We start from the raw sequence: 21,077 nt of genomic DNA, 5'->3' as shown, positions 1-21,077 counted from the left end.
TTGGTAAGCCGTATGCCTTAGTAGGGCACGTACGGTTTGATAAGGGGGAAGCCTTGAGAAAGGTTTCCCTACTTTATAGATGGGTGGAAAGGGGAAATGCCGGTAAAAGGGGAGAAACGGTTGATAGGGAGCGGAGATCTGCCGGTAAAGTAGTGGAAAGTGCCGGTAAAAATGTGAACTTCGCCGGTAAACCGGTCGAAAGCGCCGATAACAAAAAAAGTATCTCTTTAAAGAACGAAAAATTGCTTAGTAAAGAACGGTTCCGCCCTTAAAACCAGGAAACAATGACCGAGCCAGGCTTGCCGCCTGGCTTTTTAGATGGGTTTCAATAATGGAAGTTCTGGTAAAAGAGGAGGAAACGGTAAATTAGGGATGAAATTTGCCAGTAAACTGTTGGAAAGCTCCTGTGAACGCCCCTTATCAGATCTCTATATCCACTATAGGGAAAAAGCACTAAACATAAGGAATATAATACCGATAATCTTTAAGGACATAATCAAAAAAGGAGGACATCATGAAATCGTTACGGACTAAACTTATTACATTTTGTTTGCTTTTGTTAGCGATTCCAAGCTTAATTATTGGAACAGTAGGTTATGAAACTTCCAAAAGTCACCTGGAACAATCGGGAAAGATCCAGCTTAAAAATAATGTTCGTCTAGTAATTGGAATGATAGATGTGCTGGATGAACAAGTAAAAAGGGGAGATTTAACTTTAAAAGAAGCTCAGGAACGGGTCAAAGTTTATATTCTTGGTAAAAAAGATAACGAAGGACATAGACCCATCAATAAGAACATTGATATCGGCAAAAATGGCTATTATTTTATTATTGATGAGAGTGGACTGGAGCTGGCAAATCCTACAATTGAGGGACAAAATTTGAACGGCTTGAAGGATCAAGATGGAAAGGCCATCGTTGATTCGGAAAACCAAAAGCCGCTTGCAGAAGCGATAATTGATAAAGCAAAAAATGGCGGCGGCTATACATACTATGATTGGGCACTGCCAGACAATCCTGACAAAAAGGCCGAAAAAATAACCTATTCGGAATTCGAGCCGAACTGGGGCTGGATTGTTTCTGCCGGATCGTACATGATGGATTTTAACAGCGGAGCATCTCAAATATTAAATTTACTGCTCATTACATTGGGTGCTTTTTTATTAATTGGTGCTATATTTTCTTGGGTTTTTTCGAGCCAAATTACCAAGCCTATTAAGAAAATGGCAGACCATGCAAGATCGGTGGCTGAAGGAAATCTAATGGTGGATCCAATCAAAGTAAAGAATAAAGATGAAATCGGGCAGCTGGCAGATGGTTTTAATACAATGGTTAGCAGCCTAAAGGGATTGATTTTTCAAGTAGGGTCGAGTGCTGAACAAGTAGCTGCAGCTTCCGAACAATTAACTGCAAGTGCGGAACAAACGAGTAAATCGACAGAACAGATTATGGAAACAATTGAATCTGTTACTGAGGGCTCCGAAAATCAGGTGAATGGTGTAAAAGAGAGTTCGACGACTATGAATGAAATTTCCATAGGGATTGGGCAAATTGCTTTCAGTACCTCGCAAGTTTCTAACTCAGCCATTAATACTTCTCAGCGGGCATCCGACGGCAATGAGACGATACAAACTGCGGTGGAGCAGATGAATTCGATTCACAAGACGGTCAATGGATTAGCCCAATCAGTAGAAGGGCTTGGTCTGCGTTCGCAGGAAATTGGCCAAATTATTGAAGTCATAACGGACATTTCCACTCAAACCAATTTGTTAGCTTTGAATGCGGCGATTGAGGCAGCGCGTGCTGGTGAACATGGACGTGGTTTTGCTGTGGTAGCGGATGAAGTACGGAAGTTAGCAGAAAAGTCAGCTGAATCTGCAAATCAAATTGGCCAATTGATCTCGATGATTCAAGAAGATACGAATCAGGCAGTTCAGTCCATGGAAAAGGCGACCAAAGAGGTAGATGAAGGAATTGGTGTTGTCCATGCAGCAGGAGAATCGTTTGGGCACATCCTAGCCTCGATTAATGAAGTAACGGTCCAAATTGAGGAGGTGTCAGCTGCGGTGGAAGAGATGGCAGCAGGGACGGCACATGTGGATGAGTCCATTAATAAGATCTCTAAGATTGCAGAAGAAACGTTAGCAAGAACGCGCAATGTTTCAGCTGTGGCCGGAGAGCAGTCGGTATCCATGGATGAAATTGTATTGTCTGCTGCTTCATTAGCGAAAATGGCAGAGGAATTGAATCAATCCTTTCAAAAATTTAAGATCTGATAGTAGAAGAACCGAGGTGAGCGAAAAGGGCCTGCCTCGGCTCTTTTTGTATGGATGGATGAAATGAACGGTGAAAATATTAAACTGATGAAATGGGGAAATGCCGGTAAAAGGGGAGAAACGGTTGATAAGAGGCGGAAATCTGCCGGAAAAGCGGGGGAAAGTGCCGGTAAACTTGTGAACTTTGCCGGTAAACCAGTCCAAAGCGCCGGTAATTCCTTACATCACCCATTAGCCAAATCAAGTGTCAAAAAGATGTAACAATTGATCCCCGATTTATATAGGATTACTAGAGCTGCGAGGAGAACTAATAGGAAAATTGAAAGGAGTGATGCCATTTTGCCATCATTGTTTGCAAAAGAATGCCAAAAATCAGTAAGACTCCAAAAATATGAAGCCCTTATTCCACGGATCCCCTTAAATCATCCCGTCCTCCCCGAGGTGCAAGCAGAATATAAAAAATGGCTCGCTGGCTATAAAGGGGAAAAATCGCTTGTCTTCTATCTCAGTATGCTTCCCGAAGCCAAATATACCATTTTCCACGACCTCCGCCTCCATTTAGGAAAATACTTTTTCCAAATCGACTATATCATCCTCTGTTCAGCCTTCGCTCTCATCCTTGAAGTCAAAAACCGGTCAGGGGAGTATTTTTTCGAAAAAAACCTCAATCAGGCAACCATTACAAACAACGGTGCAACGGAAAGAATCAAAAACCCAGTCACCCAAGCCCGGCTGCAAGCGGCCAAACTAAATAGGTGGTTACAAGAACACGGTTGTGGAGAGCTGCCCATTCTTTTCCTATTCGTCAACGCCAACGAAAAAGCCACCATCAAGCTGGCGCCGGGAACGGAACCCCTCCTGCGAAACATGTGCAACAGTGAAGGACTGCTGGAAAAAGTCAGTCAAATCCAGAACCAATACAAAGAAGATAAACTCGATTCAAAGGAAATCAAAAAAATCAGGCGTCTTCTTTTAACAAACCATACACCTGACGATCCTAGCCTCCTTAATCGGTTCAATCTCACCGAACAAAATCTTCTCACTGGCGTTCAATGCCTATCCTGCGGGTACCTGCCAATGAAATATCAACGCGGAACCTGGAACTGCCCAAGCTGTAACGCGGCCTCCAAAACAGCACATGCCAAAGCCGTCAATGACTATTTCCTGTTAATCAAGCCCACCTTAACCAACGCTGAACTGAGACAGCTTCTCCACATCAACTCCCCCAGAACCGCCAACCGCCTCTTCCACTCAATGGAATTGGCCTATTCCGGAACAGGCAGAAACAGAGTCTACTTTTATAAAAACAAAACCACTGCAGTAAAAACCACAGTGGTGACCTGATTTTATTTTTCCACACGTCCGAGCACATTGCGCAGCCCGGCAAACTTCCCTTTAAACAGCGCCCCGTTCACAAAATAGCAGCACACACTGATGCCGATAAAATCCTTCACCAAATCAAACAGAGAGGCAGACCGGTACGGGATGAACGATTGATGGATTTCATCGCTGATGCCGTAAAGCCCGGCAAACACCGCACAAGCCAGATTCAGGGCCGGCGTAAACCGGCGGCGGCGCGTCAGCATTGCCAAAACGAGCAGCACATACAAAATCGCAAACTCTATTAAATGCAGCGACTCCTTAATCGTATGGTCAATCGTAGAATCAGGCAGCTCGACAAACTTGTCGGAGGGGAAGCTCGATTGGATAAAGACGATGGCCATATAGACGATTGGCAAAATTCGCAAAACCCATTTCATAAAAAAAACCTCCTATGGATGCATAAAATCTTCATCACTGTAGAAAAATAAAAATTTTTTCAGACTAGTGTATATAATTCTAGTTATCTGTTCAGAATGATTGCTGAGGTGATGAAAATGAGAGAGGAAGAAAACAAACGATCTTCTCAAAGTTCCAGCGTAAAACGCTTTTTCAAAAAGCGTTGGGTATTTCCAGCCATCTATATCGCAAGTGCAGCAATCATTCTAACGGGTGTTCTTTGGTACCAGAGCAGTGCAGGAGACTCAGACAAATACGAATACAAGTCTTCTGACCTGACAGGCAAAAAGAACAACGCTCCTGCAGTCGAAGTCAACACAGCATTAGAAAACGTGAAAATGCCAGTTGCCAACGACAAGGATGCCGAAATCAAAACCAAATTCTATGATTTCAATGGCAAAGCAGAAGACCAAGAGGCCGCACTCGTATTTTACAATAACACCTACCAGCCAAACACTGGCGTGGATATTACGATGAAGGACGGGGAAACTTTTGATGTGACCGCATCATTATCCGGAACCGTTACCCGCGTAGAGGAAGATGCCATTCTTGGCAATGTCATCGAAATCGAACACGACAATGGTATTGTAACACAATATCAATCCGTGAAGGACATTGAAGTGGATGCTGGCGATAAGGTGAAGCAAGGGGATGTGCTTGCCAAGGCTGGGCAAAGCTTATTCAATGAGAAAGCTGGAACACATGTCCATTTTGAAATCCGTAAAGATGGCGTCGCGGTAAATCCATCCGATTATTTCAACAAACCGCTAAGCGCTTTACAAGAACAATCTGAATCCGTGGATACGCCAAAGGCCAAGGAAGATCAGCAAAAAATTGAAGATCCCGATGGCTCGCAAGACGATGATGCAGCAGATGAAACCGAATCAGGCGATGAATCAACGGACACCGATTCCGGTGACCAGCCATCCACTGACGACGAATCAACCGATACAATCGAAAATCAAAACTCATAATACCGTTTACAAAGGGGAAGGGGAATACTTTCCTCTTTTTTTTGTTGGCAGGGGTGTCGTGAAAACGATGCCAGTAACGAACGGATGTGATATGATGAATGGTATAAAGGAGGGGGTTATATTGAAAAAATTGGCAGGGGTCGTGTTTTTGCTTGTGCTGGGGCTCATCATGACAGGCTGCAACAAGGAACCGACGCCACAAGAACGATTCTCCCAATACATAGAACTCTGGAACAAGCAAAAGTTCGATAAGATGTATGATTACCTTTCTACTGATGCCAAAAAGAATATCACCAAAGAAGACTTCACCAATCGCTATCAAAAAATCTACGATGATCTGCAAATTACCGACCTGAAAGTTTCATTTAAACAGCCAAAAGACGATGAACAAGAGAAAAAAGAACAGGCGAAATATACTTTTTCCGCCAAAATGAAAAGTATCGCCGGTCCAATTGAATTTACTCATCAAGCCAATTTAACCAAGGAAGGCAAGGATGAGAAGGAAAACTGGTATGTCAACTGGAATACCGGGTTTATTTTTCCACAGCTGAAGGATGGCGATAAAATCAGCCTGAGCACGGTGGCGCCGAAGCGCGGGGAAATTGTTGACCGCAACGGAACGGGGCTTGCCGTCAATGGGCAAGCTTACGAAGTCGGGGTCTCGGCGGGAGAGCTGGCAGCGCCAATCAAGGAGCAGCTGGCAGCCCTGCTAAAAATGACGCCGGAACAGATCGACAAAGCGCTCAGCGCAAGCTGGGTTCAGCCGGGTATGTTTGTCCCGCTTAAAAAAGTGGCAATGGACGACCAGGAGCGGATTGCCCAGTTAATCGCCCTCGAGCCGGTGAAAACACGGAAGGTCGAGGCGCGGGTCTATCCTTATAAGGAGGCCGCGGCTCAGCTGATTGGCTATGTCGGCCCGATAACGGCGGATGAGCTGGAAAAATTAAAGGATAAGGGCTATACGAGCACAGATGTGATTGGAAAACGCGGCCTGGAGCAGGTGCTGGATGAACAGCTGAAGGGGCAAAGCGGTGTCAAAATCCTCATTAAAAAGAAGGATGGCGGCGAAGAGGTGCTGGCCGAGCAGCCGGTGGCCGATGGAAAAACCGTCAAGCTGACGATTGATGCCGATTTGCAGTTGATGATGTTCGACGAGATGGGCGGTGAAGCAGGCACGGCGGCTGCGCTGAACCCGACCAGCGGGGAAACCCTTGCGCTGGTCAGCAGCCCATCGTTTGACCCGAATCTGGCGGCGCTGGGGATGACTTCAGACGAATGGAAGGCGCTGCAGGATGACGCACGCCAGCCGCTGCTTACCCGGTTTAAGACGGGCTTTGCGCCGGGCTCTGTAATGAAGCCGATTACGGCAGCCGTTGCACTGGATAGCAGCTCGATTTCACCGGATGAAGGCGTAGAAATCGACGGCCTCAAATGGCAAAAAGACAGTTCATGGGGCGGCTACTATGTGACCCGGGTTCATGAAGGCAGTCCGATTAATTTGGAGAAGGCATTGGTGCTCTCAGACAATATTTATTTTGCCCAGACAGCTTTGAAGACGGGCAAAGAGAAGTTTGCCGATGGTTTGAAAAAATTCGGTTTTGAGTCCGAGTTCGATTATCCGTACCCGCTTGATACTTCTAAAATTGGAGCGCTCGATAAGGAGATTGCTCTTGCGGATTCCGGCTACGGCCAGGGACAGATTCAAATGAGCATTGTCCATTTGTTGTCCGCGTATACATCATTTGTTAATCAAGGCAATATGGTGAAGCCGATTTTGCTGGATGAAGAGGAGCGCAGCCAGGTGCTGAAGGAAGCGGTGGTGAATCCTGATCATGCGGAGTTGATTGCCGCTGATTTGCGCAAGGTGGTTGCGGATCCGAGCGGCACGGGCCATGCGGCAGATATTCCGGGCTATCCGCTGGCTGGGAAGACGGGAACGGCGGAGATTAAGCAAAAGCAAGGGGAGACGGGAACGGAGAATGGCTGGTTTATCGGCTTTAATCCGGATTCACCGGACCTGATGATTGCGATGATGATTGAAAATGTCCAAGGCCGCGGCGGGTCTTCAGTTGCGGTGAACAAAGTGAAGGATATTTATATGAAGAGGAAGTAACTAGTGAAAAAGCGCCAATTTTGGTGCTTTTTTGCTTGGTATCAGCTGGTTGAAGTGTGTTGCCGGCGGAATGGCGGAGTTTACCGGCAAAGTTCACAAATTTACCGGCGCTTAACCCCGAATTACCGGCGGAAATCCGCCCTTTATCGACCGAAATCCCCCAATTACCGGCACATCCTCTTTAAAGCAAATCCCCAAACAAATCCACGGGCTCCCACTGATACCTCTCCAAATCAATCACCCCGCCAAGACCGACCTCTACCCCTTCAGCCTCCAGCGACAACAGCTGCTCCTGAAACGCCGCCTCATCCTGAAGCCCAATTTGCCCTTTTGAATTAATCACGCGATGCCAGGGCAGATGATGCTTCCGGCTCATCGAATGGAGCACCCGTACCACCTGGCGCGCCGCACGTGGACTTCCCGCCAGCCGGGCAATCTGGCCATACGTCATCACCCTGCCCTCGGGAATCTGCTGAATAATCCTCACAACTCTCTCCGTAAAAGATGTCACAATCCAAAATCCTTTCCAAAACAATGGCAATATTCTTTCAATAACCCATAAATCCATTATATAATGATTTTAAAACAATTAGAGGAGAACAGCTATGAAAACACTACTACTAACTGGATTTGAACCATTTCTCGAATTTCCCATCAACCCGACAGAACAAATCGTCAAACAGCTGGACGGATTAACCGTCGGAGAATACCAGATCAAAGGGCTGCTCCTGCCCGTTACATATGAAGAAGCCGGCCAGCGCGTGCTTGACGCGATCAAACAAGTCCACCCTGACGCCGTCATTTCTCTCGGCCTTGCAGGCGGGAGAGCCAGCATCACACCAGAGAGGATTGCCATCAATTGCCGTGACGGAGCACCTGACAACAATGGCGTCGTGCTAAACGATGCCCCCATCTATGAAGACGGCCCGGACGGTTATTTTTCCAAACTGCCCATTAGAAAATTCGTCGAAACCTTAAAAGACAATGGCTATCCGGCTGAAATCTCTAATACAGCGGGCACCTACCTATGCAACAACGTCATGTATACCGCTCTTCATGCATTAAAGGACCAGTCGATCCCGGCAGGATTCGTCCATATCCCGGCCTCCCATGAGCTGGCCGTTAAGCAGAAAAAAACAAGTCCATCCTGGTCCAGCCATGACCTGTTGGAAGCCGTCAAACTCATGATTCATGTTCTGGATTAATCACGGACTTTTATCCGACAAATTTCTCGGGAAATAAGCTAACAAATCAAGCCAAACCCTTGGCAATGATAGCCCCAAAGGCAAACGGACGGAATGTCGAAAAAACGAACAGTGTCTGATTTTTCAAAAAATAAATGGAATACCTTGTCCTGATTGCGTATTTTGTGCATAAACCCGTATCCAAGCTAATACAATGTTACCAAACCTTTATACAAAGAGAGTGTTTGAGGTGAGGTGTCGTTTGAAGGTAACGGGGATCTTAGCCGGGGACATGATTATTCATCGTATGATCAGAAAGAACATCTTTCTGCCGTAGGGTGCCAGCCAACAAACACCTTGCGGAAGCAGCATTTCGTCGAAGTGATAAGCGGGTCTCATTTCACACTACTCACATCCAATTTAGGGAGGGCGAGAGTGTGCACGATTACATCAAAGAGAGGACTATCAAGATTGGAAAGTATATCGTGGAGACGAGGAAAACCGTTCGCGTCATCGCGAAAGAGTTTGGCGTATCCAAAAGTACAGTCCATAAGGATTTGACCGAGAGACTTCCTGAGATTAATCCAGAGCTTGCAAACGAGGTAAAAGAAATATTAGATTACCATAAATCCATTCGTCATTTACGGGGCGGCGAGGCGACAAAAATGAAATACCAAAAAGAAGAAAAGGAAGGAGAAGCTGTTAAGTAAACAGGTCTATTCTCTAAATCCTCTTTTTCCGACAGATTTCCACAAAAAATACCATTATTTTTTTAAAAAGTTTATGGTTATTGTAAGGAATATGGTAGAATAGAAAATTAGGAAATGGTAGGAATCCGTCTTGAGGAGGAAAGGATAGAGAATGTTTGCAAGGGATATTGGGATTGATTTAGGAACGGCCAACGTGCTGATTCACGTAAAAGGCCGTGGCATTGTATTGAATGAGCCATCTGTTGTTGCCATCGACAAGAATACCAACCGGGTACTGGCAGTTGGCGAAGAGGCTCGCCGTATGGTGGGACGTACTCCAGGGAATATCGTGGCCATTCGTCCATTAAAGGATGGCGTCATCGCCGATTTCGACGTAACAGAGGCCATGTTAAAACACTTTATTAATAAACTGAACGTTAAAGGCTTTTTATCAAAGCCGCGCATCTTGATCTGCTGCCCGACTAACATCACCAGTGTGGAGCAAAAAGCGATCAGGGAGGCTGCCGAGAAGAGCGGCGGGAAAAAGGTTTACTTAGAAGAAGAGCCGAAAGTGGCGGCAATTGGCGCCGGTATGGACATCTTCCAGCCAAGCGGAAACATGGTAGTGGACATTGGGGGAGGAACGACGGATGTTGCCGTATTGTCAATGGGCGATATCGTGACTTCTTCCTCCATTAAAATGGCCGGCGACAAGTTTGACATGGAGATTCTGAACCACATTAAGCGCGAGTACAAGCTGCTGATCGGGGAGCGTACCGCTGAAAATATCAAGATCAACATCGGAACTGTGTTCCCAGGATCTCGTTCAGAAGAAATGGAAATCCGCGGACGCGATATGGTGAGCGGTCTTCCACGTACGATTACCGTTCGTTCGGAAGAAATTGAGCAAGCATTGCGCGAATCGGTTTCGGTTATTGTGCAGGCGGCAAAAAGCGTGCTTGAGCGCACACCGCCAGAATTGTCTGCCGACATCATTGACCGCGGCGTTATTTTAACCGGCGGCGGAGCTTTGCTGCACGGCATTGATATGCTGCTGGCTGACGAGTTGAAGGTGCCGGTATTGGTAGCGGAAAACCCAATGGATTGTGTGGCAATCGGCACAGGCGTGATGCTCGACAATATTGACCGGATTCCGAGCCGGAAACTAGGTTAATTTTTTCAAAAAAAATAACCCAGCATTTAGAAAAAGTGGTAAGACATCATACCGCCAAAAAATGGGTATAAAGTCCAATGAATAAAGGCTTGGACAAGCCTTGTTCGTTGGGCTTTTTTGTATGCGAAAATCTCGGTAATTTTTACAAGGATTGACTTTTTTCGAAAAAAATAATGTGTAATCATGAATAATTTCTTATAATAGGAATAAATGCTCGACAAATTTTACTCAAGATCCAATAAAAATGGTTATAATATGGATAACTCACCGGGACTCATTTCAGGGGTGTGTTCCATCCGGAGTCCAGGTTAAAGGGGAAATAGATATGTCTGTCGATAATATTAATCAAGAGCGGTTCCAAACTCGAGAAGAATATAAACGGGCGAAAGCCGCTGAGGTGCCGCACGCGCATGCCGGCCAGGAGAGGGGAACGGCCGTACGGGCTGCTGCAGAGACGGGAGAATCACGGCATGCTGTCCAAGAACAAAAGGCGGCAGCTGCTGAGAAGGAACGGCCAAAACAGCGGGTGCGCATCCGGATGATTCCGATTTGGCTGCGGCTTGTCCTGCTAGTGGTGCTGGCGGCGGTATGCCTGACGGCAGGAGCCGTGGTCGGCTATAGTGTGCTTGGCGGCGAAAACGCAGCCGATGTGTTTTCCGGATCTGCCTGGACGCATATTCGGGATTTAGTGGAGAAGAAATAACGGGGAAGGGCGCGATTGGCCCTTCCCTTTTGTGTATGAATAATAGTACAATTAGAAATAATACTTGTTATTAGGAGGAGGTACTAATCCTTATGTTAGATATTGAACAGATTAAAGAAATCATTCCCCACCGCTATCCGTTTTTGCTGGTCGACCGCATCCTGGAGGTCGAAGAAGGGAAGCGGGCAGTCGGGATCAAGAACGTCTCAGCCAACGAGGAATTTTTCAACGGACATTTTCCGGAATATCCCGTGATGCCCGGCGTGTTAATTGTTGAGGCGCTGGCGCAGGTTGGAGCCGTCGCTGTCTTAAAAAAGGAAGAAAACCGCGGCCGCTTGGCCTTCTTTGCCGGAATCGACAACTGCCGGTTTAAACGCCAAGTCAAACCCGGCGACCAGCTCCGCCTAGAAGTCGAAATGACCCGCCTCCGCGGACCGATCGGCAAAGGCAAAGCCACCGCCACCGTCGACGGCGAAATCGCCTGCGAAGCAGAAATCACCTTCGCCCTAGGCGGAAAATAAATTGTGAAGGGACAGTCCCCCGCCACTTTAAAGTGGTGAAGGGGGCTGTCTTTTTTTGTTTTTGCTATTGGGAAATGTTCGGTTTTTATTGCGAGGGAAGGATGTAGACAATTGTCGAGAGGCTGGTTTTTAGGGGGATGGGATGCGATTTAACGGATTAAATGGGATTGGTATGTTGGGAAAATATTTTGAAATGATGAATGGGGATAATTAATGAAGCTGTTTCATAGATTCATAGATTAAAAGTGTGGCGAATTTTAGGGAAATAAGGACTTTTCTGAGCATAAAGACCTATAAATGGAACATTTATCCACTGAAAAAGTATTATTTACAATTTTTCGAATTGTCACTAAACTATTAATGCTAACGTTCTTTTAGTAGAACAAACACACAAAGGGGGTTTAAACGTTGAAAAAGAAAAACACGTTAAAGATTTTCTCCAGCATTGCGGCCAGCACGATGGTGGCTTCTGCACTATTTGCAGGCACACTGGCTGGAAGCACGGCGGCACCGGCATCTGCAGCAGCAGCCACCACACTTGAATCGGCTCCAATCGATCTGAATATTGTCGATATCGATCGTCTTGGGAAAGCCCTGCAAAAACGCGGGCTGGTTGCCAAAAATGCCACACAAGCACAAATTACCAAAGCAGCGAAGGATTACATAAAGAAAAAGCAGGGCGGCAAAACAGCAGCCGCTCCAACAACAGAACAAAAAGAAATGGACAAGAAGGCAAAAGACTTTTTAACCAAGCAAAAGGACAAGCTTGCCAAGCAGCTTGCTAAGGGCCACACAAATTATAAAAAAGGCAAGCCAAATGGTGCCGTGAAGGTAGACTCTGCCAAGCAGGCTCCTTATAACGGAGAGGTTCGCGAGGATAAAGTCCTTGTCCTATTAGTAGAATATGCGGACTTTAAGCATAACAATATCGAGCAAGAGCCAGGCTATATGTGGGCAGATGACTTCAGCAAAGAGCATTATGAAAAAATGCTGTTTGGCGATGAAGATTTTACCTTATTTAATGGAGATAAAGTAAAAACCTTCAAGCAATACTATGAAGAGCAATCCGGCGGCAGCTACACGGTAGACGGTACCGTTACGGATTGGCTGTCTGTACCAGGAAATTATAAAGAATACGGCAGCGACAATCCAGCCGGCGGCAATGATAACGCGCCAAATACTAAAGGTCCGCGCGGTCTTGTAGAGGATGCTTTAGATGCCGCCGTAGCATCCGGCATCAATCTAGCCGATTTTGACGACCTCGATATCTATGACCTTGATGGCGATGGAAATATTTATGAGGCAGACGGATTGGTTGACCACTTGATGGTTCTTCACGCTGGTGTCGGCCAGGAAGCTGGCGGCGGAGCGCTTGGCGACGATGCGATTTGGTCACACCGCTGGACACTAAATGGCGTTCATCCAGTGGCCAACACGGAAGCAACTGTCGATTATTGGGGCGGCGCAATGGCAGCTTATGATTACACGATCGAGCCAGAGGATGGAGCCGTCGGTGTATTCGCCCACGAATATGGCCATGACTTAGGTGCTCCGGATGAATATGATACACAGTACACGGGCAACGGCGATACGGTTGCGCAATGGTCGATTATGAGCGGCGGCAGCTGGAGCGGCCATATTGCCGGAACACAGCCGCCAAGTTTCTCGCCGCAGGTAAAGGAATTCTATCAAAATACGATTGGCGGCAACTGGGCCAATATTACCGAAGTCAACTATGAAGACATTGATAAAAATGGTGTGGCTGCGGTCATTGACCAGAGTGTGACGAAGTCCAAGAATCCGGGCATCGTCAAAGTAAATCTGCCTGACAAAAAGGTACCTGGGGTTCCAGCAGAATTTGGGGCAAAATATTATTACAGTACAAAAGGCGATAATCTTAATACCGTGCTAGAGACCCCTGTATTTGATTTAACTGGCGCCACTTCAGCAACATTTGATTACAAGCAATGGTACCAAGTTGAGTTTGATTATGATTATCTATACGTGGATGCGGTAACAGAGGATGGACAGAGCGAAACCCTTGATATCCTTGGAGATGAAAACACTGCCGGCAGCGGTTATGAAACATCCCAAGGCAAGTGGGAAGACAAATCCCTTGACCTCAGCCAATTCGCTGGCCAAAAAGTGAAGCTAGTATTTAACTACGTAACCGACGGCGGCCTTGCGCCAGACGGATTTGCCATCGATAACCTGCAATTAACAGTGGATGGGCAAGTTGTATTCTCGGATGATGCAGAAGGCACAGCAAAAGTGACATTAAGCGGATTCGAGGTCTCTGACGGCTGGATCGAAAAACCACACTACTACTACCTGGAGTGGAGAAACTATGCTGGCTCTGATATTGCCCTGAAATATTCTCGTGAAGCCGCCTATAATACTGGATTAGTAGTTTGGTATGGAGACGACACCTTCACAGATAACTGGGGCGGCGTCCACCCTGGAGAAGGCTTCCTGAATGTAATCGACTCGCATCCAGATGCGCTTATCTTTAACCTGAATGGCAAGCCTTCTATCGATCAAACGACCCGCTACCAGGTGGCAGATGCAGCGTTCTCATTGGACAAGTCACCTGCATGGTCTGTGAACTCGCCAACTCGCGGTGTTTATGATTACAAAGGGCTTTCAGGTGTAACCGTATTTGACTCCTCGAAGTCGTATATGAACAATGTAATCCCGGATGCGGGCGTGAAAGTTCCATCTCAATACCCGCTTAAGGTCCAAGTCATTGGCGAAGCAAAAGACAACACGGCCGGTGCGGTTTGGATCCATAAATAATGGGCTAAAAAAGACATCGGGCATTTAATGCTCGATGTCTTTTATTTTGCCCAAAACAGAGGCAGCTATGTTTGAAAAAACTTCCACGAAAAAATTTTTTTAGCACGGGGAAAATACTACTGCTAGAAAAATTAGCTTGAAAGGAGTTTTAATTTTGAAGAAAAAGCTGCTTAGCTTACTGACGGGGACACTTTTATCTGGGGTAATCCTTGTAGGTTGTAACAACGATGATACGGACACAAACAACAATCTCCGCAACGTGCCGGAGCCAACGGTCGATACACCTAACAATAATCTAAATAGAAACGACTTAGATAACTATCGCTATCGCAACAATAACATTGACGATAACGATAACGATGGCATCATCGACAACAACAACCGAACCAACGACAGAAACACAGATACCGACAAAGACCCAGCAAAAGACAACAACACACCGCGTGAAGAAATAATCGAAGATGACCTAGACGCAAGAGACAAAGACAATAAAGACCGATAAAAATGTGGGGCCAGTCCCTCAGCGCGGCAAAGCGGCGGGGGACTGGCCCCCGCCGCTTCACTGCGGTGCTATGGCTTGGATATTTTTAGTTTGGGTTTACTTTTTATTTTATCTTTGAATTCCATGAGCAGTGGCTGGCCTTCGAAGCCTTTTTGGAGGAGATTTTCGAGCAGGAGCTCGGAGTAGTCGCTTTTGTTGCGGCGCATTTGGCCTTCGAGCAGTACGCTGATATGATTGTCGAATTTTAGCAGAGAGACAATGCGTGTTTGGAAATACGCAGGTGCATTTTCCTTCTTAGTGATCACCACCTCCGCAATCACTTCGCGGTTCTCATCTTGAATCTTTTTAAAGAAGTCATATAAGGAAAGGTTTGAATAGGCCTCAATCAGCCAGGTAGAGTGGTCGTCCTCCTTATTGAGAATCAAGCCGTCTTCTAAGGGAATCTCAACCGAAGTTTCACCTTCCAATACTTCCAGTGAATACAACTTAAACGTCTTCATCAACCCGGACCTCCTTTAAGCATTTACTCAATTATAACATATGTTGGAAAAAAGCAATGTCGAAAAATATTGGCCCATGCGAGAATGACCTGCTTTTTGGAAAAAATAAAGCCATTCTTTGACAAAAACAGCCTTGAATCGCCGATTTTCGCTAAGAAGACAGCGGCCATAATCGGATTACCATGGTTTTACAACGAATGTGCCGAGGACTAAGATGGAATCATCAAAGGAAAGGAGAGGATTTCGTGATTAATCAAGTGATTTTGGTTGGGCGATTAACGAAGGACCCGGAATTGAAAAAAACATCAGAAGGAACGGCTTTCACGATGATTACCCTGGCAGTGAACCGCAACTATCGCAATCACAATGGCGAAATTGATACAGACTTTGTTCAGTGCACATTATGGCGCAGGGCAGCTGAAAACACGGTCCAGTATTGCCGGAAAGGCTCGGTCGTAGGAATCACAGGGCGGCTGCAATCGCGTTATTACGACCGGGAGGGGAAACGGAATTATGTGACAGAGGTGGCAGCCGAAACGGTCCGGTTCCTGAGCGGCAAGCCGCATGAGGTGGTACAGGAGCCGCAGGAGCCGAAGAAGGAGGAAACCGCCCTTGCCTTTTAACGACCATGATTCGGCTAATTTGGAACAGCTATTGGAAAGTTTGATCAAAATGGTTGGGCATGCCAACCAGACCATTGATTCCTTGCAAAAACGCGTCAGTCAGCTGGAATGGCTCATTAAGGAGCAGCAGCTAGAACAACGTCATCGTCACTCCATCCGTTTCTACTCCTAACATGAACCTCAAACCGCAGCCTACTGACGAAAAATAACCCAAATCTGTAGATTATCTCCGCAAATTGCCTTTCACCGTAAAGAAAGAATCAATAATGCCTTCGAAAATGGACCTCGTTTTCAAAGATCCCGTTCTTGGACCGGGATTTTTTTGTACACTGCTGATCAAACGGCTTTACCGGCAGATTTGATGGGTTAACCGGCAAAGTTCACAAATTTACCGGCCCTTTTCCCCGCTTTATCGGCACAATTCGGCCATTTATCAACCGTTTCACCCCTTTTACCGGCACTTCCACCAACTCAAATAAAAAACAAAAAAATCCATGTATAATATCCTGCATAACGGGAAAAATAATAAAAAACCCCCCCTGTTTTTTAAAAAAGAAGCCGCTGAAAAAAATTCAGCGGCTTCTTTAATGCCCTAGAGCTTGTCCTTATGCCGGTTGCTTACCCGAACCTGGCTTGCAATCAAATCTACGTAGAAGGCCTTCCGCTTAGGGGACATAAGGTGCAGATCCACCAGAGCCTTTTTCAAATCCGGCTCAGCCTTCAAAAGATCGAGAGCCATCCCGATATCGGGATCATCCCAATTCTCCTTCAAAACAAAGCCCGGCGCCTCCACATTGGGCAGCAGCTTGTCGAGCTCGTTGACCAAATACTCCTTGTCCACATTATATATTTCTGCAAATTGAATCACCGTTTGGTAATTGGGGACACTCCTGCCTGTTTCATAGCGACTAATCGTCGAACGATGCAAATTCATCATCTTGGCCAGCGTCTCCTGAGACCAGTTTTGCTTATCACGAAGCTCCCTTAATTTTTCCGATAATGACATCCCAATCACCGCCCATCAAACATTCTGTTTTTACCATAGCGGCAAAAATGGGCTCACAGGCTAAATGTGCGCGATATGCACAAACAGGCTTGTGAAATTGACGCACACGCTCTAGAGACCTATGCGATTGGCAGCAGGAATTGATTTCCTATTGTCGAATAATAAAATCGATAGAAAAAATATGTCATTTTTTGGAGAGATCGTATGGACTGGAGCGCGCTAGTTTTTATTGGAGAAAAAACGAATAACGGAGAATGGAGGATTACGAGGACGCCTGAAACAAACGATTTAGCCTTACTTTTATTCCAGTCACCCCATGAGAAATCTACCTATCAATTTATTCCTCTTAGCCATAATGAAGACCCTTGGATTTACTTTTACAATACCAACATCCAAATGACCTGCCAAAATCAGTCCCTGCTCGTTTTTGAGGGAGATCCCGAGCTCACTGAAGAACAAGTCTTCGAGCTGATGAGCAGCTTTGCACTTAAAGACCGGAACCGAATCGCCTTCCTGAGACTATTCCCAAACAGCAAATACCGGCCGAAAAAACGCAAGACCGCTCGCATCGTGTCAGAAGAAAAACCTCTCTATTAAAAAGTGCAGGTTTACTAGAATCATTTTTTTACAAAAACAGCTTCCTATTTCCACCAGCAGACACTAACAATGCGCCAATACACCCAAAAGATGCCATAAATATGCCATTTATTGGCCGAAATTCGCTGTTTTAAGACATTTTGTTGTCGCTTTTTAATATTCTTGTAACATAACTGGCATATTCCTCTGTTATAAATAGAGTAATAAGGAGGGAGAATAGTTTGCAGAATAAGATCAAGCGTATCACCCAAATTGTACTGACACTGATTTTGTGCGGAACGGGTACGATTACATACGCGCAAACGAATAGCGACACCTTACAACAGCAGCTACAGCAAAAGCAAGAAATTGTTGAGCAAAAACAAGTAGAAAAGCAAGCTGTAAACCAAGAAATTCAGAGCATTCAGCAAGAACTGCAATCCATATACAATGATATAAGCCAAAACCAAGAGGAAATGGCGAAAACGCAAGGCAAGATTGATGAAGTCAATCAGTTAATCGAAGCGAAAAAACAAGAAATTGTCGTTCTTGAGGACAAAATCCTCGGCCGCAAAGACATTATGGAAAAACGTGCCCGAGCTCTTCAAGAAGACGACAACGTCAGCATGATGATTAACCTCTTTTTTGAATCCGACAGCATCTCTGAATTTATTCAGCGTGCCAGCGCGGCATCTCAGCTGATGGATGCGGACAAGGACATCTTGACAGCGCAAAAAGAAGACCTCAAGAAAATCGAAGACGATAAAAAAGAAATCGACAAACAAGAACAGGTTCTAGAAGAGCAGCAAACCGTTTTAGCACAGCAGCAAGCAGAACTCGACACAAACTTGCAGGCAAGACAGCAAAACTTAACGGCCATGCAGGAAAAATACAATCAAATCGTTCAGCAAATGGCAATGGCCGAGCAGGAAAAAGCCGGCATCCAATCACAAATGGCTGAGCTGCAAGCAAGAATTGCCCAGCAGCAATCAGCGCCTAGAGCAGCAGCCCCTGCGGCAGCGAGCCCGAACGTTAGCGGAAGAGAGATTTACGTAAGCGCTACCGCGTATAGCCCAGAGGAATCTGGAGCGATTACCAAGCTTGGCTACAATATTGCTGCCAACCCGAATATGAAGCTTATCGCTGTCGATCCAGCCGTTATCCCGCTTGGAAGCAGGGTTTGGGTGGAAGGCTACGGTGAAGCGATTGCCGGAGATACGGGCGGCGCCATCCGAGGCCACAAAATCGATGTTCTAAAGCCAAACCGGGCGGAAGCCTTGGCTTGGGGAAGAAGAACCGTTAAGGTTATTATTCTAAATTAATCATGAAAAAATGACGTGTGAAAGCCCACACGTCATTTTTTATTATTGGTAAATTCCAAAATATGGTATAATGAATTGAGGGGGAATTGAGGATGAGTTTATCGGTAACGTTATGGATTTTGGGAGGCTACCTGCTCATTTCGTTAGTTTTGACACCTGTTCAGTACCCATATATTCAATCACTTAAAGAAATGGACAAAGAACGGCAGCGGCAAGGGAAAACACAGAATGAAATGTATGAGGACATGAGCTTTGAAGAGCAGCAGCTGCATTTGAATGCACAAGGGAATCCCTTTTTCATCTTGGCTAACCTTTTTGCGACTCTTTTGTATCATTGGAAAAATAAACAGACGCCTGGGTTAACAAAATAGAAAAAAATGACGTGTGGCCGCAACCGCACGTCATTTTTGCTGGTTTGATCAATGGATTGGGTATCAAGAAAACCGTCCGTGGGTTTATCCGCAAATACCACAAGAACCGTCCCCTTGGTACCCCCTTGGTACCACGTGATTGAAAAAAATGGCCCTCGAAATCATGCTCGAGGGCCCAAGATCTATTTGAATTTAAGGGGGGTCTATGAAAAAGTTTTTAACTCCTTCATGCTTGTATCATAACGAATGATCCTTAACAAATTATTAATTTCTCATGAACAAATTGTTAAAACTACTGAGGAGGGCAAAAATTGAAACCTTCCTTCAGCCGATTCGTATATACAAGCGTACCCAACAAAATGGATAGGAGTAGAAGTACAAATGAAAAAAGCCATCAAATCGTTGTTGTCTCTCGTATTGCTTGTTACGTTGGCAATGCCGGTGAGCGTGGATGCAGCGGGATTGAACGGCAGCCCTAAAGCAAGTCCAATGGGGCAAACGTATTCCACCCAAACCAAAACCCCTCAAGTTACCAAGGTCAAATCGGTCAGACGTTCCGGTTCATCATACCGTTCAGGATATCGGGCACCTTCAGGCAGTGTAAAAAAAGCGCCATCCACCTCGAAGAGCCCTTATAGCCAAACCCAGCCTGCTGCGAAAAGCTCCAGCGGCTTTTGGAAGGGGGCAGCCCTCTTTGGGGCAGGAACCTTTTTCGGCAGCATGTTCCATCCATTCGGCGGCTACTATGGAGGCGGATATGCCGGCTTCTCCCTTATGGGACTATTGGTCGACATCCTGCTGATTGTCGTGATCATTTCGTTGATTAAAAGAATTTTTAGAAGAAGAAGATACTAAAGCCAGGTGGCACCCACATGGAAATCTTATTTAACAGGAAGCATTCGTTAATCGATGCTTTCTTTTTATTTTCCTCCATCTGCTTGGTTCTATTGTTTTCCAAAATGATTTTTTCGATATTGAAGCGGGGAGCGATCATATTTTTGTTTGAACAATCTAGAAAAATAAGGGCCCCAACGATACCCGCAAAGTTCCGCTATTTTTTGGATCGGATAATCGGTTTTTAACAAGAGATCTCGAGCCTGCAGCAGCCGATATTCCTTTAAATATTCCATGGGAGTAAAGCCGTAATACTGCTTTAAATACCTGGCAAGCGTATTTTCATGTAAATTGAATTTCGCCACTAAAGTATCATTGGTAATATCCTTATTAAAATTTTCACGAATGAATTGCTCCACTTTTTCCGCTATTAAAACGCTTGTATCCTTTGCCTGATTTTGCCCATCCAATAGATTTAAGAGAGAAAAAAACCGCTGCTGAAGATCCCAAAACGTTATATTTATATCTTTTCTTGTCGTGCTCTCCAGTAATTCCTGGATTTTTTGATAAAGTTCATCCGTATCAACGAGCCGGCACTTTTTAGCCAGATGAAGGGTATGAAACTTATTATGAAAGTGCAGCGAAGGAATCGGGATATTCGATTCCAGCTGTCTTGCTTGATGACTTTGTACATAATTGCCAGTGGTAAAAAAGTGAATCCAATAAAATTGGGTTGTTTCATCTGTTGGTTTGACTGGATAGTGGTGCTTATTGGGCAGCAAGACCAGCATTTCATTCTTTTTAACGGTGTAATCAATGCCTTCCTCTCCTAAGTACAAGGCCCCTTCTTTAACGAGAATAATGTCAAAATACGGCAGGTTCCTTCGATCAGGATGCATAACGCCGGTGCCATATTCGGTCAAATTCCCTTCGATAAAGATGGGAAAAGGCGGAATCGCGATAGATATAATGAATGGATCCTCCATGGGTCGGGCCCTCCTATATTAAAATCCGATCACTAAAAGTGAAAATGTATAAAAAATTATTGTAAACGTTTAATTCATTATCATTATACTAAAGGTAAGCGATTTCGGAAATCGTTTGCAAATTCAATAGATATCTATTTGCTATGGTG

24 protein-coding genes are annotated in these 21,077 nt (G+C 45.4%); 19 read left to right on the top strand and 5 right to left on the bottom strand.

The window, feature by feature from the left end; genetic code table 11:
* From NFS43_RS14080 to NFS43_RS14065, 4 genes are all read left to right on the top strand, one after another.
* On the top strand, positions 1–272 hold a 272-nt coding region (locus NFS43_RS14080; RefSeq protein WP_251552311.1), incomplete at its 5' end, for a hypothetical protein.
* A gap of 242 nt (positions 273–514) precedes the next feature.
* Complete coding sequence (locus tag NFS43_RS14075; protein WP_251552310.1) at positions 515–2,275, top strand: methyl-accepting chemotaxis protein; 1,761 nt, start codon at positions 515–517, stop codon at positions 2,273–2,275.
* 54 nt (positions 2,276–2,329) lie between these two features.
* Positions 2,330–2,536: a hypothetical protein gene (locus NFS43_RS14070; protein WP_251552309.1), complete on the top strand. Its 207-nt coding sequence runs from the start codon at positions 2,330–2,332 to the stop codon at positions 2,534–2,536.
* Positions 2,537–2,614: 78 nt separating this feature from the next.
* The gene (locus tag NFS43_RS14065; RefSeq protein ID WP_251552308.1) at positions 2,615–3,619 is read left to right on the top strand and encodes a nuclease-related domain-containing protein; all 1,005 of its coding nucleotides are present in this window, start codon (positions 2,615–2,617) and stop codon (positions 3,617–3,619) included.
* 2 nt (positions 3,620–3,621) lie between these two features.
* Here NFS43_RS14065 and NFS43_RS14060 read toward each other — a convergent pair whose 3' ends face one another.
* Positions 3,622–4,035, bottom strand: coding sequence for a VanZ family protein (locus NFS43_RS14060; RefSeq protein ID WP_251552307.1), 414 nt, complete (start codon positions 4,033–4,035; stop codon positions 3,622–3,624).
* Positions 4,036–4,152: 117 nt separating this feature from the next.
* Here NFS43_RS14060 and NFS43_RS14055 point away from each other — a divergent pair, with 117 nt between their 5' ends.
* Together NFS43_RS14055 and NFS43_RS14050 are read left to right on the top strand one after the other, a co-directional pair.
* Positions 4,153–5,028 carry a stage II sporulation protein SpoIIQ gene (locus NFS43_RS14055; protein WP_251552306.1) on the top strand — a complete coding sequence of 292 codons (876 nt, stop codon included), beginning with the start codon at positions 4,153–4,155 and terminating at the stop codon, positions 5,026–5,028.
* Positions 4,916–7,141, top strand: a complete 2,226-nt coding sequence (locus tag NFS43_RS14050) for a penicillin-binding transpeptidase domain-containing protein (protein ID WP_338150611.1) — start codon at positions 4,916–4,918, stop codon at positions 7,139–7,141. The genes NFS43_RS14055 and NFS43_RS14050 overlap by 113 nt, the downstream gene beginning before the upstream one ends.
* A gap of 181 nt (positions 7,142–7,322) precedes the next feature.
* On the opposite strand, the gene NFS43_RS14045 is transcribed toward NFS43_RS14050, so the two are convergent.
* Positions 7,323–7,652 (bottom strand): MGMT family protein, encoded by a 330-nt coding sequence (locus NFS43_RS14045; protein WP_277613945.1) that lies wholly within the window; start codon positions 7,650–7,652, stop codon positions 7,323–7,325.
* A 94-nt stretch (positions 7,653–7,746) separates the two neighbouring features.
* On the opposite strand from NFS43_RS14045, the gene NFS43_RS14040 reads away from it, so the two are divergent.
* From NFS43_RS14040 to NFS43_RS14010, 7 genes are all read left to right on the top strand, one after another.
* Complete coding sequence (locus NFS43_RS14040; RefSeq protein WP_251552305.1) at positions 7,747–8,346, top strand: pyroglutamyl-peptidase I; 600 nt, start codon at positions 7,747–7,749, stop codon at positions 8,344–8,346.
* A 416-nt stretch (positions 8,347–8,762) separates the two neighbouring features.
* Entirely contained in the window at positions 8,763–9,035 is a 273-nt protein-coding gene (gene spoIIID, locus NFS43_RS14035) for a sporulation transcriptional regulator SpoIIID (protein ID WP_007086083.1), read from the top strand.
* A 151-nt stretch (positions 9,036–9,186) separates the two neighbouring features.
* Complete coding sequence (gene mreB / locus NFS43_RS14030) at positions 9,187–10,188, top strand: rod shape-determining protein (protein WP_251552304.1); 1,002 nt, start codon at positions 9,187–9,189, stop codon at positions 10,186–10,188.
* 325 nt (positions 10,189–10,513) lie between these two features.
* Entirely contained in the window at positions 10,514–10,891 is a 378-nt protein-coding gene (locus NFS43_RS14025) for a DNA-directed RNA polymerase subunit beta (protein WP_251552303.1), read from the top strand.
* Positions 10,892–10,983: 92 nt separating this feature from the next.
* Positions 10,984–11,412 carry a 3-hydroxyacyl-ACP dehydratase FabZ gene (gene fabZ, locus NFS43_RS14020; RefSeq protein ID WP_251552302.1) on the top strand — a complete coding sequence of 143 codons (429 nt, stop codon included), beginning with the start codon at positions 10,984–10,986 and terminating at the stop codon, positions 11,410–11,412.
* 459 nt (positions 11,413–11,871) lie between these two features.
* Positions 11,872–14,208, top strand: a complete 2,337-nt coding sequence (locus NFS43_RS14015) for an immune inhibitor A domain-containing protein (RefSeq protein ID WP_251552318.1) — start codon at positions 11,872–11,874, stop codon at positions 14,206–14,208.
* A gap of 154 nt (positions 14,209–14,362) precedes the next feature.
* The gene (locus NFS43_RS14010; protein WP_251552301.1) at positions 14,363–14,710 is read left to right on the top strand and encodes a hypothetical protein; all 348 of its coding nucleotides are present in this window, start codon (positions 14,363–14,365) and stop codon (positions 14,708–14,710) included.
* 68 nt (positions 14,711–14,778) lie between these two features.
* On the opposite strand, the gene NFS43_RS14005 is transcribed toward NFS43_RS14010, so the two are convergent.
* Positions 14,779–15,210 (bottom strand): YwpF-like family protein, encoded by a 432-nt coding sequence (locus NFS43_RS14005; protein ID WP_251552300.1) that lies wholly within the window; start codon positions 15,208–15,210, stop codon positions 14,779–14,781.
* 245 nt (positions 15,211–15,455) lie between these two features.
* Between NFS43_RS14005 and NFS43_RS14000 the strand changes: the two genes are divergently transcribed.
* Both NFS43_RS14000 and NFS43_RS13995 read left to right on the top strand, forming a co-directional pair.
* Complete coding sequence (locus NFS43_RS14000) at positions 15,456–15,833, top strand: single-stranded DNA-binding protein (RefSeq protein ID WP_251552299.1); 378 nt, start codon at positions 15,456–15,458, stop codon at positions 15,831–15,833.
* Entirely contained in the window at positions 15,823–16,005 is a 183-nt protein-coding gene (locus tag NFS43_RS13995; protein ID WP_251552298.1) for a hypothetical protein, read from the top strand. The genes NFS43_RS14000 and NFS43_RS13995 overlap by 11 nt, the downstream gene beginning before the upstream one ends.
* A 420-nt stretch (positions 16,006–16,425) precedes the next feature.
* Here NFS43_RS13995 and NFS43_RS13990 read toward each other — a convergent pair whose 3' ends face one another.
* Positions 16,426–16,839, bottom strand: coding sequence for a helix-turn-helix domain-containing protein (locus tag NFS43_RS13990; protein ID WP_251552296.1), 414 nt, complete (start codon positions 16,837–16,839; stop codon positions 16,426–16,428).
* Between the two features lie 204 nt (positions 16,840–17,043).
* Between NFS43_RS13990 and NFS43_RS13985 the strand changes: the two genes are divergently transcribed.
* The 4 genes from NFS43_RS13985 to NFS43_RS13970 all read left to right on the top strand — a co-directional run bounded on the left by NFS43_RS13985 (position 17,044) and on the right by NFS43_RS13970 (position 19,963).
* On the top strand, positions 17,044–17,436 hold the full coding sequence (locus NFS43_RS13985) for a hypothetical protein (RefSeq protein ID WP_251552295.1): 393 nt from the start codon (positions 17,044–17,046) through the stop codon (positions 17,434–17,436).
* A gap of 221 nt (positions 17,437–17,657) precedes the next feature.
* Entirely contained in the window at positions 17,658–18,737 is a 1,080-nt protein-coding gene (locus tag NFS43_RS13980; RefSeq protein ID WP_251552294.1) for a 3D domain-containing protein, read from the top strand.
* Between the two features lie 92 nt (positions 18,738–18,829).
* Complete coding sequence (locus NFS43_RS13975; protein ID WP_251552293.1) at positions 18,830–19,108, top strand: DUF3949 domain-containing protein; 279 nt, start codon at positions 18,830–18,832, stop codon at positions 19,106–19,108.
* 381 nt (positions 19,109–19,489) lie between these two features.
* Positions 19,490–19,963: a hypothetical protein gene (locus NFS43_RS13970; protein ID WP_251552292.1), complete on the top strand. Its 474-nt coding sequence runs from the start codon at positions 19,490–19,492 to the stop codon at positions 19,961–19,963.
* Between the two features lie 89 nt (positions 19,964–20,052).
* Here NFS43_RS13970 and NFS43_RS13965 read toward each other — a convergent pair whose 3' ends face one another.
* The gene (locus tag NFS43_RS13965) at positions 20,053–20,928 is read right to left on the bottom strand and encodes a helix-turn-helix transcriptional regulator (protein ID WP_251552291.1); all 876 of its coding nucleotides are present in this window, start codon (positions 20,926–20,928) and stop codon (positions 20,053–20,055) included.
* Positions 20,929–21,077 lie beyond the last annotated feature (149 nt).

This window comes from Neobacillus muris, from assembly GCF_943193175.1.
Taxonomy (GTDB): Bacteria; Bacillota; Bacilli; order Bacillales; family Cytobacillaceae; genus Neobacillus; species Neobacillus muris.
This window is presented reverse-complemented; position numbering and strand designations above follow the sequence as displayed.